The sequence below is a fragment of the Tenacibaculum insulae genome (assembly GCF_964512435.1).
GTDB lineage: Bacteria > Bacteroidota > Bacteroidia > Flavobacteriales > Flavobacteriaceae > Polaribacter > Polaribacter insulae_A.
Genome location: NZ_OZ208512.1, coordinates 1,645,277 through 1,661,689, shown reverse-complemented (window position 1 = coordinate 1,661,689; position 16,413 = coordinate 1,645,277). Strand labels below are relative to the sequence as shown.

The window sequence follows — 16,413 nt, the reverse complement described above, 5'->3', positions numbered from 1 at the left end:
AAACCCTTGTAATAGTAAATATTACAAGGGTTAGTTTTTATTTTTTAGTTGTTATCAGCTATTTCAAAACCTTCAGCTTCTTCATACGAAGTTCCTTTAACATCTTCGGCTCCATGCGTTAAACGTTTTAATGGTTTTAAGATTAAAAGAATAAGTACTCCGAAAATAGTACAAAAAACAGCGATACCTGTAAATACTTGAAATTCTCCTGCTCCTTCAGACATTGCTCCTACTAAACCTGCTACTTTATTTCCTAAACCAGTTGCTGCAAAATAAGCTCCCATCATAAATGATGCATATTTTACTGGCGCTAATTTTGTTATAAATGATAATGCTACTGGCGAAGCACAAAGCTCTCCTATAGTATGGAATAAGTACGCTAATACTAACCATATCATTGCTGATTTTTCAATAATATTTTCACCATCCATTACTACCTCTGTACTTGCTTTACTCATAAAAAAGAAACCAAAAGCCATAATAATTACACCAATTGCCATTTTAAATAACGATGAAGATTCTTTTCCTTTTCTTCCCCATTTATACCAAAAGCTACCAACTAAGGTTCCAAAAACAATAATAAAGAATGCATTTACTGATTGAAATGTTGCAGCTGGAACTTCATAATTAAAGAATGAAATTAATCTATCTGTTTTTTGCTCAGTATATAAACTCATTAATCCACCTGCTTGCTCAAAAGCTCCCCAGAAAACAATAATGATTAAAAATGATAAAAACATTACTAACATTCTATCTTTTTCAACTTTAGTTAATGGTTTTTTCATTAATTCTTTATCTGGCGAATCTTTTTTACCTAGAAAATCTCCTACACCTTCTAAATATTTAAGTCCGAACATATATACAATTTGCCCTAAAGCCATACCAATACCTGCCAAACCAAATCCGTAATGCCAACCATACTCGGCTGCAACAATACCAACTGCAAGGGCTCCTAAAAAGGCACCTAAATTAATTCCTATATAAAAGACATAAAATCCTTTATCTCTTCTATCATCTCCTTTAGCATATAAACCACCAACCATTGTTGAAATATTAGGCTTTAAAAACCCAACACCTATTACAATAAAAAGTAGCCCTGTAAAAAATGCCCATTCGGCATCAACTGCTAAAATACCATGACCTATACACAGTAAAATACCTCCTAACATTACGGCTTTTTTCTGACCAATAAATTTATCAGCAATCCATCCGCCAGGAATAGAAGTTAAATAAACAAGCATTGTATATGTACCGTAAAAAGAAATTGTTTCTGCATTTGTCCAACCAAATCCAGATTGTGGATTCCCTAATAATATAGGTGCTGCTAAATATAATGTTAAAATTGCTCGCATACCGTAGTATGAAAAACGCTCCCACATTTCTACGAAAAATAATACATATAAGCCTTTAGGATGCCCTAAAAACTCTTCTTGTTTAACTGTGTTCATATTTTATATTTTATAAATTATTTTTAATAAAATTTGTCATTTTAGTATATAAATGTAAACGAGTATTACCTCCGTATATTCCGTGATTTCTATCAGGATACATTCCCCATTCAAATTGCTTATTTGCTTGTATTAATGCTTCTGCCATACGGTAAGCATTTTGTACATGCACATTATCATCTCCCGTACCATGAATTAACAAGTATTTTCCTTTTAATAATTCAGGATAATTTAATGGTGAATTATCATCATATCCAGCAGGATTTTCTTCTGGAGTTCTCATATAACGTTCAGTATAAATAGAATCATAAAAACGCCAAGTTGTAACTGGTGCAACAGCTATTGCTGCAGAGAAAACATCGTTTCCTTTTAACAAACAATTGGTACTCATATGACCACCAAATGACCATCCCCAAATACCAATTCTTTTAGCATCAACATAAGGTAATGCTGCTAATTTTTTAGCTACTGATATTTGATCTTCTGTTTCGTGTTTTACCAAATTCATGTACGTAACTTTTTTAAAGTCTCTACCTTTAAAACCTGTTCCTCTACCATCAACACATACAACAATATATCCGCTTTGCGCTAACATTTGATGCCAGTAATCGTTAGCCCCGTTCCAACTATTTTTTACATTTTGTGATCCAGGCCCTGAGTATTGATACATTAATACTGGGTATTTTTTACTTGCATTAAAATTAGCAGGTTTAATGGTGTACATATTTAAGTCGTTTCCGTTAACGTTAATTGTAGAAAACTCTTTTTTACTTAAATTATATCCTGCTACGACTGCTTTTAAAGCCGCATTGTCTTTTATTACTTTTAATACTTTACCAGAACTATCTCTTAAAGAATATACTGTTGGTGTATTTGCATCAGAAAAAGTATTGATAAAATAATGCCTGTTTTTACTAAACGATGCATTGTTTGTTCCTGAAGGATTACTTATTATTTTTTTATTTTCTCCTGATAAAGAAATACTATAAACTCCACGATTGATTGATCCGTTTTCTACCGATTGATAATAAATTGTTTTTTTATCAGCATCAAAACCATAATAAGAAGTCACCTCCCAATTACCTTTTGTTACTTGATTAATTAACGTTCCTTTATTATTGTAATGATAAATATGATTAAAGCCATCTTTTTCGCTTGTCCAAATAAAGCTATTATCATTTAAAAAAGTTAAATCATCAGTTACATCAACATAAGCAGCATCTTTTTCGTTTAAAATTAATGTAGCATTATATGTATCAGCTTTAATAAAATACATTTTTAAATCATTTTGATGACGATTTAAAGTACGTACAGATAAAATATTATCATCTTTTGTCCAGTTAATTCTTGGTATATATTCATAATCACCAAAAATAACTTTAGCAGTTCCGTTTGTTTTTAATGAATAGATGTGTAATGTTACTTTTGCATTTTTTTCTCCGGCCTTAGGATATTTAAATACTTGTTGTGTTGGGTATTTTTCTTTACCATATACATCCATAGAAAATGTTTTTACAGCACTTTCATCAAAACGTAAAAAAGCAAGATTATTACCATCTGCACTCCACTCAAAAGCTTTTACAAAACCAAACTCTTCTTCGTATACCCAATCGGTAATACCGTTAATAATTTTATTTTTTTCTCCGTCACTTGTAATTTGCACTAGTGTATTGTTAAAAAAATCTCTAACATATAAATCATTATCTTTAGCATAAGCTACCTTTTTACTATCAGGCGAAAAAGTAGGTTGTTGAATATCGGTTCCAATTAATTTTAATGATTTTGTCGCGATATCATACATATAAAATGTACCTAAAAAAGAGCGACGAAATATTGGTTTAAAATTTGTTCCTAAAATTAATTTCGTTTCATCATTATTAAAACTGTACGATCTAAACGCTTTTAAGCCTTTTAAATCTTTACTATCAACAATTGTTGCAACTTTTTCTAAAGTTTTATAATCATATTTATCTACAGATGAAGTTCCATTATTATAATTTAACAATGAATAATAATCTCCATTCATTGAATTTAATGAATTCATGTAATCGGCTCTAAACGTGCCTTTTTTCCATATATCTTCTAAAGAAATATCTTTTTTTTGCGCTTGTAATAAGGTAGATATTCCTATAAAAAGTAGTACTATTTTCTTCATGTTATGCTGCTATTTGTCTAAAAATTTTGCCAAGTTTACGGAAAAATCACCAAAAAACGAGTCAAAAAAACTATAAATCCTAAATAAGAATGCGATTTTAACAGGATTCATTTATCTTTGAGCCACCTAAATTTTACTAAGAATGTCTAAAATTATTACTGGATTTTCTAAACTTACCAAAGAAGAAAAAATAGATTGGCTGTCGAAAACCTACTTTGATAATCAACCTGAAATTATACAAACACTTAAAAAATATTGGAATGTAGATGATAAATTACAACAACTACATGACGATTTTATAGAAAATACCATTTCTAATTTTTACATGCCATATGGTATCGCTCCTAATTTTATTATAAACGGACGCGATTATGTGATACCAATGGTTGTTGAAGAAAGCTCGGTTGTTGCTGCTGCTTCTTTAGTAGCCAAATACTGGAGTACTCGTGGTGGTTTTAAAACCAAAGTTATTGCTACCACCAAAATTGGTCAAGTACATTTTATGTATCAAGGTAATAAAGAGGAATTAGAAAACTATTTTAAACAACAAAAACAAGCTTTATACAACGCTACAGCTTCTATTACCAAAAACATGGAAAAGCGTGGTGGTGGTATTTTAGATATTCAACTTGTTGATAAAACCGATAAACTTGCCAATTATTACCAACTTCATGTTACTTTCGAAACGAAGGATAGTATGGGCGCTAATTTTATCAATTCGTGTTTAGAAGTTATCGCCAAAACATTTAGGCGTGATGATATTGAAATTGTAATGAGCATCCTTTCTAACTACGTTACAGATTGTGTGGTTAAATCAGAAGTGAGTTGTAAAATTGAAGATTTAGGCGGTGAAAATCCACAAAAATTTGCACAAAAATTTCATCAAGCTGTACAGATTGCCGAAATAGAACCTTACCGAGCAGTTACACACAATAAAGGAATTATGAACGGAATTGATGCCGTTGTTTTAGCTACCGGAAATGATTTTAGAGCTATTGAAGCCGGTGCACATGCCTACGCATCTAAAGACGGACATTACAAAAGTTTAACACATTGCGAAATAAAAGAAGGTATTTTTAAATTTTGGATTGAAATTCCATTAGCATTAGGTACTGTTGGCGGATTAACAGCGTTACATCCGATGGCAAAATTATCATTAGATATGATGCAAAAACCATCTGCCAGCCAATTAATGGAAATTATTGCTACCGCAGGATTGGCTCAAAATTTTGCAGCTTTACGTGCTTTAACAACCAAGGGAATTCAGCATGGACACATGAAAATGCACTTACAAAACATTTTAAATCAACTAGAAGCTACTGTTAAAGAAAAAGAAGAAATAACACTTTTTTTTGAAAACAAAACCGTTTCACATAGTGCTGTTGTTGCTAAATTTAACGAATTAAGAAAATAATTTTGGATAGATTGTACAGCAACGGAAAATTATTATTAACTGGCGAATATGTGGTGCTTGATGGCGCAACTTCTTTAGCCGTTCCTACTAAATTTGGTCAAGATTTAATTGTTGAGTCTATTAAAGAACCTCAACTTATTTGGGGAAGTTTTACCAATACAGGCGAATGTTGGTTTGAAGCTACTTTTGATGTACCTAATTTGCGCTTAACCTCTGCAACCTTTAATACTGATAAAGAAGGAAGTGCCGAATTTATTGCTGAAACCTTACGTGATATTTTACAAGAAGCTAAAAAATTAAACCCTAATTTTTTAAATGTTGATAATGGATGTATTGTAAAAACAAACTTAACTTTTCCACAAAACTGGGGACTTGGCAGCTCATCTACTTTAATAAACAACATTGCTAATTGGGCAAATGTAAATCCGTTTACTTTATTATGGAATGCCTTTTCTGGTAGCGGTTACGACATTGCTTGCGCAAGTAACAACTCCCCTATTTTATATCAATTAAAAGAAAAACAACCTATTGTAACCGAGGTGAAATTTGACCCTAATTTTAAAGATGATTTATTTTTTGTGTATTTAAATCAAAAACAAAATAGCAGAGAAGGAATTGCGCATTACAAACAACATAAAAATGAAGCAAAAGCATTAATTACGGATGTAGATTCGCTAACTCAAAAATTTTTAACTGCGGATACTTCTAAAAACTTAGGTGAAATAATCATTGAACACGAACAATTAATTAGCACAATTATTAAACAAACTCCTGTAAAAAAACGATTATTTCCTGATTATTTCGGGGAAGTAAAAAGCTTAGGTGCGTGGGGTGGCGATTTTGTATTAGCTACAGGAAATGACGATACCAAAACCTACTTTAAACAAAAAGGATACGATACAATTGTGCCTTATAAAAAAATGGTTTTGTAAATAAAAACAGGTTTCGACTGCGCTCGACCTGACAAGTTAATTTTAAAATGTCTCCTCGAGCATTACTGAAATCAAAAACATTTTGATAGAAAGTAGCGAACGCAGTTCTCGAGAGGTTTCTTTATAAATGAAAAAAGTAATTATAATTGGTGGTGGTGCAGCAGGTTTTTTTACAGCGATAAATGCTAAAGAAAATAATCCTGATTTAGATATTACGATTCTTGAAAAAGGAAAAGAGGTGTTACAGAAAGTAAAAATTTCTGGAGGAGGTCGTTGTAATGTTACCCATGCTTGTTTTGAACCAAAAGAATTGGTAAAGTTTTATCCGAGAGGAGAAAAAGAGCTTTTAGGTCCTTTTCATCAGTTTATGACTGGTGATACTTTTGAGTGGTTTGACGAAAGAGGAATTCCTTTAAAAATTGAAAGTGATAATCGTGTGTTTCCTGAAGCAAATACCTCACAAGCAATTATCGATTGTTTTCAAAACGCTGTTGATAACCTCAATATTAAAGTGTTAACAAACCATGGTGTAAATTCAGTTTATCAACAAGAAAACAAATGGATTATCAACACAAAAAAACAACAATTTGAAACCGATTATGTAGTAATTGCCGCTGGTAGTTCTAAGAAAGTTTGGGATTTGTGTAAAACATTAAATCACTCTATTATTGAACCTGTACCTTCTTTATTTACTTTTAATATAAAGGATAAACGAATTATTGATTTAGGCGGAATATCAGTACCTAATGCTGAAGTAAAATTAGCAGGAACCAATTTAGAAAACTTTGGACCTTTGTTAATTACACATTGGGGATTAAGCGGACCTGCAATTTTAAAACTCTCTGCCTTCGGAGCACGAATTTTAGCCGATAAAAATTATCAATACAATGTTATTGTAAACTGGCTAGGACAAGATTTTGATAGTGTTATAGAAGAACTAACCGAACTAAAAAACTCGCAAGCAAGAAAACAAGTTCACTTAAAATCTCCTTTTACAGATATTCCTCGTCGTTTATGGGAACGTTTTGTGGCAGCCGCAGAAATAAAAACAACTCAAAATTGGGGAGATTTAAGCAATAAACAACTTAATAATTTAGCCACTCAATTAACTAAAGGTTTGTTTAACGCAAATGGACGAACCACTTTTAAAGATGAATTTGTAACTGCTGGAGGAGTAGATTTAAAAGAAATAAACTTTAAGCGTTTTGAAAGTAAAAAACATAAAAATCTCTTTTTTGTAGGTGAAGTTTTAAATATTGATGCTGTTACTGGTGGATTTAATTTTCAAAATGCTTGGACAGGCGGATTTATTTGTGCGAAAAGCATTGCTGAATAAATTTTTTACAAAAAAAAGCATCTTTCAATAAATTATTGAAAGATGCTTTTTTATAAAACTAACAAAACTGCTAGTACTTTTTATTAAGCTGTAGCCATTGCCTTCATCGACTTTCTATAAGTAAAAGAATTGAATATATTTCTTTTTCCGAAGTTATTAATAGACTTTGCATTTATAAATTTTAAAAATATTTTTTTGCTTACGCCAAAATATTCATACGTATTTCCATCAGTAAAAGTTACCTCTAACAACATACTTTTGTGCTGATAATCGGCTACTTTAAACTCGGTAATTGTAGTGTGGTATGCTTCTAAATTTGCTTCTTTGGTAGCAGGTGCAATACTAACTAAAAAATGATAACCATCAATAATTTTGGTACTTACGTCTTCTGCCTCTAGTCTTTTTTCTTCATCTTGAAATTTATCTGGATGCCATTCTTTTACCAATCCTCGGTAAGTTTTTTTCAACTCTTTTAAGTCGATAGCTCCCTCTACATTAAAAAGCTTTTTATATTCTTTTATACGTTTCATTTGTATGAAATAATTTAGCCCGCGAAATTAGTTAAATTATCTGAATATGAGCACTAAAGCTATTTTATTTTAACAAGTTTTTGTGTTTTTTAAAAACAAGCAATTATTTAATAACTCATCACTGTACCGTAGTATAATAATTGAAAGGTTTTTACATCTAAAAGCAAACAATTCATGGCCATCATAATTCCGTAATTAGATTTATCGTAAAATCGATATTGAAAATAATCTAGCTCGTTTTCATCAAAATCATAAAAAACTTCATTTGTTTTAAAATTACCTTTATAAAAATTCTCTAACTGAGATAATTTATGCACGTTAATCTTAACCGAATGGTTATATAAACTATCTATTTTTATTTTAAGCTTTGCTCCTTTATAGGATAAGTTTTTACCATCATTAAACATAATGTTTTTATAAAAATCATCTGTTAACATATCGTATAAAACTTGCTCTACATTTACTTCTTTTTGTAGTTTTTCTATGTATTTTGATACATTGTTAGACAATCTATTAAATTCAGCAATTTTTACTTTTGTACTTTTAAACATTAAAGGTTTTTCTTCGGATTGTTTTTCGAAAAAAGAAGTTCTTCCTGTTATCAATTCGTTATTTATCCGAATAGCTTCAGTAATTGATTTGTGCGCTGTATAAGTAGCAAATTTATGTTGCGTAAAAGCCGAAAAACAAAGAAAAAATGCAGTAAAAAAAAGAAGCCTATTTTTCATAAAAATAATTTTACTGAAAGATAGGCTATTTTATTCACTTTTTTAATTGTTACTCTTCTTCATAACAGTTAAAAACAATTGTGTAACCGTATGCTACTGCTTCTTTATAAAATTCTTTTTGATCTTCATCAACATCTTCAACCGTATCTAGTGTAAAATATTCTTTTTCTATTTCGGTAACTTTCCAACCTTCTTCTTTTATGTAAAATTTGGCTAATCTAAGTGCTCCTTCAATATCTTTATAATCGATATACAAACTTACGTAGGCACCTAAAACTTCATCATAATGTTCAGAAGATTTTTTTGGTTTTGCTAAGGCATTTATTAAAAACATAATTCTATTTTTTTAGTTTAATTAAGCTAATTCTCCTCTATGAGGCTTTAAAGCGTCTCTAAAAGTTTTCATATTACTTTCATCAACAATAATAAAAGCAATAGTATGCATTGGGTTTATTTCTTTATGGTTTACCTCATCAAAAGGCAAACTATCTATTTGTGCAAACTCTTTTAAATGAACACAATGATGCTTTGCAGTTGCGAATCCGTCCGGACCTTTAAAATCCCAAATTAATTTTATTTTTCTGCTCATTACTATACTTTTTATAAATGCAAAAATACTCATTTCTATAATTGAAATGAGTATTTAAATAAACTAACTGACTTTAAGAATTTTGCTATTTACTTTTTCTTAATTGCTAAACCTATAAGTCCTAATCTTCCTATTAAAAAAATTACCAAACCAAAAGTTGGCTCTAATAAACTATACTTCATACCTCCAGCCAAAACTTGTGGAGCTATTTCATTTGCTCTTTCCATAACCCCAAGTGCTTCTATCCAACCAATAACAAAACATAAAACTCCAAAAAACAAAGCAAACAAACTAATCTCTTTTATTAAGTTTGAGTTTTTATCTGTGTTGTTTTTAATTCCTTTAAAAATAAAAAACACTACCAGTATTAGTAAAATTAACAATGGTATTCTAAATTCTAAAGCGCCATCTGTAATAAATCTCATAATATTATATTTTAAGTTATTTTATGGTAAAAGTATATTCAACTTATAATTCTTTTTATTTAAATAGATAGATCGACAATTTAAGTACATAGATAACAAGAATAGCGCTTAAACACTAAATTATGTAAAACAACTCACTAAAGATGCAATTAATCGCTTATTATTTTTTTATTAGTAAAAAAAATGTTCATTTGTAAAATGAAAGAAAAAATTCAGTGTCTTTTAAAAAAAACGATATTGCACCTATTTTTTTGGCTTATTGTATATTTTTTCTTTTATTCTTTTTTTAGTATTGGCTCCGCAAATATTAATTTTTTACTTTACTTTTCAATAACACTCTCTGCAATCGCAATAAGTGGCTCATATGTTATAGGTTATAAATTAATTCCAGAGTTTTTAATATTAGAGAAATATTGGAAATTCTCTCTTTACGTAAGCTATCTAATAATTTTTATACTTTTTAGTGTTTTAGTAACTGTGCTTTTTGGATTTATGTTCTTTTTCAATCTAGAATATAAACAAATGCCCGATTTAACAAAAAACACCTATGTAATATTTGTTTGTGTTATTTTAACAATAGTATTGTTTACGAGCTTCAAAATATTAAAACACAATCACAAATCTACAGAAGATAAAAAAGATATAGAAAACAAATTCTTAGCAACGCAACTACAATTAAAAGAACAAGAATTAAAATTCTTAAAAATGCAAATTCATCCGCATTTTTTATTCAACACTTTAAATACTTTGTATGGTTTTGCTTTAAAAAAATCAGATGATGCTCCTGAAATGATTTTAAAACTCTCCAATTTATTAGATTATATTCTGTATCAAGTAGACAAGCCTTTAGTTTTTTTCGAAGATGAAATTAGTCATATTGAAAATTATATTTCGCTAGAAAAAATGCGCTTTCAAGAAAGTTTAAGTATCAATTTCACCAAAGAAACCGATTTAAAAAACATCCAAATTGCACCAATGTTATTATTACCTTTTGTAGAAAATGCATTTAAGCATGGTTCACAAATTAACAATGTTTTAAAAATCAACATCTATCTAAAAACCACGAATGATTTCTTGTTTTTTGAGATTAATAATTCAACAAAAAATAATTCAACCTTAAAAAAGGGGATTGGGTTAGATAATATTAGAAAAAGATTAAATATGTTGTACAACAATAAATACCAACTAAACATTGCTCGAAATGAAAATTTATTTACTGTTCAATTAAAAATCTCCTTAAAAAATGGCTAATATACTCCGTTGTGTTATTGTTGATGACGAACCTATCGCAAGAGAAATTATAGCAACTTATATAAAAAGAACACCAAACTTAAACCTAATAAAAACCTGTAAAAATGCCTCTGAAGCAATTATTTTTACACAAACTAACGAAGTTGATTTATTTTTTTTAGACATTAATATGCCCGAAATAAATGGCTTGAGTTTGGCTAAAATCATCAATAAAAAATCAAAAATTATTTTTATAACCGCTTATAGAGATTATGCCGTTGACGGATTTAATTTAAACGTAGTAGATTACTTATTAAAACCTATTGCTTTTGATCGTTTTTTACAAGCAACACAAAAAATATTTGATATACAAATTACTAAAAATAAAGAAGAAATAATAAAAGAAACTACTAATGATTTTATGTTTGTTAGAGCTGATAGAAAAATGATAAAAATAAACCTCAACAATATTCTATACATAGAAAGTTTAGGTGATTATTTAAAAATTTTTACTGATGACGCAACTATTGTTACTCGAGAAACTATGAGTAATTTATTATCTAAACTACCTATTAATCAATTTTTACGAATTCATCGATCTTATATTATTTCTATTCAAAAAATAAGTTCTTATACAAACGAATTTATTGAAGTTAACAAAAAAGCAATTCCGATAAGCAGAAGCTACAAAGAATCCGTTTTACAAAAATTAGCACAAGTGTAGTCTAAATTTTATCTTTACAGCAAAATTTAGACCTTTGAATACAGCACAATTTATTTCAAAAAAATCAGAAAAAGTAATCACAAAAGCATCTTATACTTGGCAAACACCAAGCAATATTGCCTTGGTAAAATATTGGGGAAAAAGCAATCCGCAAATTCCTAAAAACGCCTCTATTAGTTTTACACTTAATAATTGTCATACGATTACGACTATAGATTTTGAAAAAAAATCTAATTCCGAAAATATTGAGTTCGAATTGTTTTTTGAAGGAAAAAAGAAAGATGATTTTAAACCAAAAATCGCTCAGTTTTTTGACAGAATTAAAGAATATTGTCCATATATTTTAGATTATAAAATGGTAATTTCTTCAACAAATTCTTTTCCTCACAGTAGCGGAATAGCTTCTTCCGCAAGCGGAATGAGTGCCATTGCCATGTGTTTATTAAATCTAGAAAAAGAATTAAATTCAAATATCACCTCAAAATACATAAATCAAAAAGCTTCTTTTTTAGCACGTTTAGGTTCTGGTAGTGCTAGCCGAAGTATTGAAGGCCCTTTAGTTGTTTGGGGAAAACACCCCGAAATAGAAGGAAGTTCTGATTTATTTGGAGTGAAATTCCCTAATGAAATTCACCCTATTTTCGAAAATTATTGTGACACCATTCTTTTAGTTGACAAAGGAGAAAAGCAAGTTTCATCAACCGTAGGGCATAATTTAATGTACAATCATCCGTATGCAGAACAGCGTTTTAAACAAGCCAACGAAAACTTAGCCAAATTATCTAAAATTCTTCAAAACGGAGATATAAAAGAGTTTATCAACTTGGTTGAAAGTGAAGCTTTAACGTTGCATGCAATGATGCTTACAAGTAACCCGTATTTTATTTTAATGAAACCAAATACTTTAGAAGTCATTAATAAAATTTGGGAATATAGAACCGAAAACAACAGTAATATTTGCTTTACGCTTGATGCAGGAGCTAACGTACATGTTTTATATCCAAACTCAGAAAAAGCTGATATTGAACACTTTATTAAAAACACATTAGCCATTTACTGCCAAAAAAATCAGTATATTTGTGATAGTGTGGGTTTTGGTGCAAAACCCTCGTAACCTTAAAGCCTTCAATTTTATGAAAAATTCAACATTATTAATCGTATTTTTTATTGGGTTTATATCTACAACTGTAAATGCTCAAGACACTGTTTGGTTTGATAAAAACTGGCATGAAACCTCTAAAGAAAATCATGAATATTATAGACCGGAACCTAAAAAAATAAAAAACGGGTTTTGGATTGTAGATTACTTTAAAAGTGGGCAAATTCAAATGGAAGGTTACAGCACAAATAAAATACCAGATCAAGAATTTTTTGAAGGTTTGGTAACTTATTATCATGCAAACGGTAAACCTTATCATAAAGCAAACTATACTAAAGGGAAATTAAACGGAGTTCTTAGAATATTTCACGAAACTGGCGAACTAAAAGAGCAAGGAAAATATACTGATGGTAAAAGACAAGGTGTATGGAAAACCTTTTATAAAAACGGAAAAATAGAAACGAAAGGAAAATACCGCGACAACGAAAAAGTAGGTATTTGGAAAACTTTTTACAAAAACGTATACTAGTTTGTAAACTAGCACTTTTACTTGTACTTTTGTTCAATAATTAACAAGCTATGAAAGGACCTTTATTTTACGCAAAAATATTACTCTTTGGAGAATACGGAATTATAAAAGACTCTAAAGGGTTGGCAATTCCTTTTAACTCTTATAAAGGTGTTTTAAAATCTGCCAGTAATTTAACAGGCGAAGCAAAAAAATCGAACACCAACTTAGCTAGTTTTTTTAATTACTTAGAAAACTTAAATTCTAATATTGTTACTTTCGATTTAGTTTCTTTTAAAAATGATATTGATAACGGTATGTACTTTGATTCTTCTATTCCGCAAGGTTATGGAGTGGGAAGCTCTGGTGCTTTAGTTGCTTCTATTTATGATAAATATGCCAACAATAAAATTACCGTTTTAGAAAACTTAACACGCGATAAATTATTAATTTTAAAACAGGTTTTTTCATTAATGGAATCTTTTTTCCATGGAAAAAGCTCTGGTTTAGATCCTTTAAACTCTTATTTAAGTTTACCCATTTTAATCAACTCAAAAGAAAATATTGAACCTGCTGGTATTCCATCTCAAAAAGAAGGAAAAGGAGCTGTTTTCTTATTAGATTCTGAGCAAATTGGCGAAACCGAACCTATGGTAAACATCTTTATGAATAAGATGAAAAACGAAGGTTTTAGAAAAATGATAAGCGAAGAATTTTCTTTACATACCGATGCTTGTATTGATGATTTTTTACACGGAAATATAAAATCATTGTTTGGTAACGTAAAAAAATTATCAAAAGTTGTTTTAACAAATTTCAAACCAATGATTCCTGCTCCATTTCATAAAATCTGGGAAAAAGGAATTCAAACTAACGAATATTACTTAAAACTTTGCGGTTCTGGCGGAGGTGGTTATATTTTAGGTTTTACTGAAGATTATGAAAAAGCCAAAACAAGTTTAAAAGATTATAAATTAGAGCTCGTATATAGATTTTAAGCAATGCTATAATGCGTAAATTAAAACCGAATACATTAGTTAAAAAAATATTTAGTCTTTTATCAGTTATTAGAGGCTACAACATATTAGTATTAATAGCAGCTCAATATTTGGCTGCTATTTTTATTTTCTCAGAACAAAAATCTGTAAAACCCATACTTTTTGATTGGCATTTACTGTACCTAGTAATAGCAACTGTAGCAACTGTAGCTGCAGGATATATTATCAATAATTTTTATGACAAAAAATCTGACAAGATTAATCGCCCAATAAAATCAGGCATAGATTCATATATTAAACAAGAAACAAAACTTTCTTTATACTTTTTACTAAACTTTATCGGCTTTGGTTTTGGATGGTTAGTTTCTATGAGAGCGGCTTTTTTCTTTGCTATTTACATATTTGGTATTTGGTTTTATTCTCATAAATTAAAAAAACACCCTTTTGTTGGTTTAATTAGCGTTACCACTTTAACAATACTTCCTTTTTTTGTAGTTTTTGTACACTATAAAAATTTTTCGAAAGTAATTTTTGTACATGCTATTTTTCTTTTTTTAATTATAATGATTCGTGAATTAATTAAAAAACTAGAAAACATAAAAGGAGCTATTATTAATAACTACAATACTTTTCCTGTTAAATACGGTGAAAAAAACACCAAAAAATTAATCATTTTATTAATGATTTTAACGTTAATTCCAATTGGTATTTTATTCAATTACCCTGCAATTGAATACATGAAATATTATTTTTACTTAGCCGCATTTACTTTATTTTTTATTGGTTTTTATACTTGGAAAGCCAATAAAACAAATCAATATCGATTATTACACAACATTTTAAAAGTATTATTATTAATTGGAGTATTTAGTTTACTTTTTATTGATAAGTCCTTAATTTTAGACAAAGTAGTAACTGTTTTAGATTAAAAATCAAATAATTACCATACCTTTGCACCCTTTTTAAAATACAATTATGAATTCAAAAAACTCGTCGAGAGGACGACAAGCTGGTAAAAGCAGCAATCCTCAAGAAAAAAAATCATTTAAATCTGACAGAAACAATAATCCATCAGATAAAAAAAGATTTGCAACTAGCGCTTCTGATAACAAAAAACAATTTAAAAGAGATTTTAAAAAATCTCAACCTAGTAAGCCTGTTCAAAAAAACACTGAAGAAACTACAGGGATTCGTTTAAATAAATATATTTCAAATTCTGGAATTTGTTCACGTAGAGAAGCCGATACTTACATAGAACATGGAAGTGTTTCTGTAAATGGAAAATTAATGACTCAAATGGGCTACAAAGTGCAACCTACTGATGAAGTTCGTTTTGACGGAACATTAATTTCGATAGAACAAAAGCGTTATATCATATTAAATAAACCAAAAAATTACATTACCACCATGGAAGATGACCGTGGACGTAAAACTGTAATGGAAATTATTGCAAATGCTACCAAAGAGCGTATTTACCCTGTTGGAAGACTGGATAGAAACACTACAGGTTTGCTATTATTTACAAATGATGGTGAGTTAGCTAAAAAGTTAACACACCCAAAACACAATGTTCGTAAATTATACCACGCCTCTTTAGATAAAAAATTATCTTTAGCCGATTTAGATAAATTACGTGGTGAAGTAATTATTGAAGGAAAAAAAGTATTTATTGATGCTGTTTCTTATGTAGAAGGTGAACGTAAAACTGAAGTTGGAATTGAAATACATTCTGGTAGAAATAGAATTGTACGTAAAATTTTCGAACACTTCGGATATACCGTTACAAAATTAGATCGTGTAGTATTTGCAGGTATGACAAAACGTAATTTACCTCGTGGTAGATGGCGTGAATTAACCAGTCAGGAAGTAAATAATTTACAAATGTTATAAAAAAATCCCGAGTTTTAAACTCGGGATTTTTTGTTTACTTCTTTTCTTTCTTATGATCTTCTTGTATCACCTCGTCTCTGTATTTACAACATTCGTGTAAATTATCATACGCCTCTTTTGGAGCTTTTACAGCCTTTGTATCATGACCTACATTTGCTATATTTTGCTGAATCGTTTTAACATCAGTTTTACGCTCATCAACAATTAATTTTAGTTCGTGTGTTTGTACGTTCCATTGTGCATATTTAACACCTTTACAGTTTAAAGCCGCTTTTTCAATACGACTTTTACACATTTTACAAACACCATCTACATCCATAGATACTTTGGCGTTTTTGTTCTTTTTTTGTGCCGATACAGACACGCTCATCAATAAAACTACTATTACTAATACTATTTTTTTCATC

The 16,413-nt window shown here is 29.5% G+C and carries 18 protein-coding genes; 10 read left to right on the top strand and 8 right to left on the bottom strand.

The genetic code is table 11. The features are described 5' to 3' along the window. Window positions 1–44: 44 nt before the first annotated feature. Entirely contained in the window at window positions 45–1,448 is a 1,404-nt protein-coding gene (locus ACN5J5_RS07695) for a peptide MFS transporter (RefSeq protein WP_418644347.1), read from the bottom strand. 10 nt (window positions 1,449–1,458) lie between these two features. Then, window positions 1,459–3,603, bottom strand: coding sequence for a S9 family peptidase (locus ACN5J5_RS07690; protein ID WP_418644346.1), 2,145 nt, complete (start codon window positions 3,601–3,603; stop codon window positions 1,459–1,461). 142 nt (window positions 3,604–3,745) lie between these two features. Between ACN5J5_RS07690 and ACN5J5_RS07685 the strand changes: the two genes are divergently transcribed. The 3 genes from ACN5J5_RS07685 to ACN5J5_RS07675 all read left to right on the top strand — a co-directional run bounded on the left by ACN5J5_RS07685 (window position 3,746) and on the right by ACN5J5_RS07675 (window position 7,285). Next, window positions 3,746–5,017, top strand: coding sequence for a hydroxymethylglutaryl-CoA reductase, degradative (locus ACN5J5_RS07685; RefSeq protein WP_418644345.1), 1,272 nt, complete (start codon window positions 3,746–3,748; stop codon window positions 5,015–5,017). 2 nt (window positions 5,018–5,019) lie between these two features. Then, a complete protein-coding gene (locus ACN5J5_RS07680; protein ID WP_418644344.1) occupies window positions 5,020–5,949 on the top strand; it encodes a GYDIA family GHMP kinase in 930 nt (309 codons plus the stop codon). 127 nt (window positions 5,950–6,076) lie between these two features. Continuing rightward, window positions 6,077–7,285 carry an NAD(P)/FAD-dependent oxidoreductase gene (locus tag ACN5J5_RS07675; RefSeq protein ID WP_418644343.1) on the top strand — a complete coding sequence of 403 codons (1,209 nt, stop codon included), beginning with the start codon at window positions 6,077–6,079 and terminating at the stop codon, window positions 7,283–7,285. 83 nt (window positions 7,286–7,368) lie between these two features. Here the strand turns inward: ACN5J5_RS07675 and ACN5J5_RS07670 are convergent, their stop codons facing one another. The 5 genes from ACN5J5_RS07670 to ACN5J5_RS07650 form a co-directional block, all read right to left on the bottom strand. Beyond that, a complete protein-coding gene (locus ACN5J5_RS07670; RefSeq protein WP_418644342.1) occupies window positions 7,369–7,815 on the bottom strand; it encodes a KTSC domain-containing protein in 447 nt (148 codons plus the stop codon). 107 nt (window positions 7,816–7,922) lie between these two features. After that, a complete protein-coding gene (locus ACN5J5_RS07665; RefSeq protein WP_418644341.1) occupies window positions 7,923–8,543 on the bottom strand; it encodes a hypothetical protein in 621 nt (206 codons plus the stop codon). A 49-nt stretch (window positions 8,544–8,592) separates the two neighbouring features. Next, complete coding sequence (locus tag ACN5J5_RS07660) at window positions 8,593–8,877, bottom strand: hypothetical protein (protein WP_418644340.1); 285 nt, start codon at window positions 8,875–8,877, stop codon at window positions 8,593–8,595. A gap of 21 nt (window positions 8,878–8,898) precedes the next feature. Continuing rightward, window positions 8,899–9,132, bottom strand: coding sequence for a hypothetical protein (locus tag ACN5J5_RS07655; RefSeq protein WP_418644339.1), 234 nt, complete (start codon window positions 9,130–9,132; stop codon window positions 8,899–8,901). An 89-nt stretch (window positions 9,133–9,221) separates the two neighbouring features. Next, window positions 9,222–9,557 carry a hypothetical protein gene (locus ACN5J5_RS07650; RefSeq protein WP_260584920.1) on the bottom strand — a complete coding sequence of 112 codons (336 nt, stop codon included), beginning with the start codon at window positions 9,555–9,557 and terminating at the stop codon, window positions 9,222–9,224. 522 nt (window positions 9,558–10,079) lie between these two features. On the opposite strand from ACN5J5_RS07650, the gene ACN5J5_RS07645 reads away from it, so the two are divergent. From ACN5J5_RS07645 to ACN5J5_RS07615, 7 genes are read left to right on the top strand one after another with little or no spacing between them, the layout of a single operon-like run. Continuing rightward, the gene (locus ACN5J5_RS07645; RefSeq protein ID WP_418644338.1) at window positions 10,080–10,808 is read left to right on the top strand and encodes a sensor histidine kinase; all 729 of its coding nucleotides are present in this window, start codon (window positions 10,080–10,082) and stop codon (window positions 10,806–10,808) included. After that, window positions 10,801–11,511 carry a LytR/AlgR family response regulator transcription factor gene (locus tag ACN5J5_RS07640; protein ID WP_418644337.1) on the top strand — a complete coding sequence of 237 codons (711 nt, stop codon included), beginning with the start codon at window positions 10,801–10,803 and terminating at the stop codon, window positions 11,509–11,511. The genes ACN5J5_RS07645 and ACN5J5_RS07640 overlap by 8 nt, the downstream gene beginning before the upstream one ends. Window positions 11,512–11,545: 34 nt before the next feature. Continuing rightward, window positions 11,546–12,625, top strand: coding sequence for a diphosphomevalonate/mevalonate 3,5-bisphosphate decarboxylase family protein (locus tag ACN5J5_RS07635; RefSeq protein ID WP_418644336.1), 1,080 nt, complete (start codon window positions 11,546–11,548; stop codon window positions 12,623–12,625). A 19-nt stretch (window positions 12,626–12,644) separates the two neighbouring features. Beyond that, the gene (locus tag ACN5J5_RS07630) at window positions 12,645–13,139 is read left to right on the top strand and encodes a toxin-antitoxin system YwqK family antitoxin (RefSeq protein WP_418644335.1); all 495 of its coding nucleotides are present in this window, start codon (window positions 12,645–12,647) and stop codon (window positions 13,137–13,139) included. A gap of 50 nt (window positions 13,140–13,189) precedes the next feature. Then, a complete protein-coding gene (locus ACN5J5_RS07625) occupies window positions 13,190–14,116 on the top strand; it encodes a mevalonate kinase (protein WP_418644334.1) in 927 nt (308 codons plus the stop codon). An 11-nt stretch (window positions 14,117–14,127) separates the two neighbouring features. After that, the gene (locus ACN5J5_RS07620) at window positions 14,128–15,045 is read left to right on the top strand and encodes a geranylgeranylglycerol-phosphate geranylgeranyltransferase (protein WP_418644333.1); all 918 of its coding nucleotides are present in this window, start codon (window positions 14,128–14,130) and stop codon (window positions 15,043–15,045) included. A 46-nt stretch (window positions 15,046–15,091) separates the two neighbouring features. Further along, window positions 15,092–16,006, top strand: coding sequence for a pseudouridine synthase (locus tag ACN5J5_RS07615; RefSeq protein ID WP_418644332.1), 915 nt, complete (start codon window positions 15,092–15,094; stop codon window positions 16,004–16,006). 34 nt (window positions 16,007–16,040) lie between these two features. On the opposite strand, the gene ACN5J5_RS07610 is transcribed toward ACN5J5_RS07615, so the two are convergent. Then, entirely contained in the window at window positions 16,041–16,412 is a 372-nt protein-coding gene (locus tag ACN5J5_RS07610; RefSeq protein WP_418644331.1) for a heavy-metal-associated domain-containing protein, read from the bottom strand. Window position 16,413 lies beyond the last annotated feature (1 nt).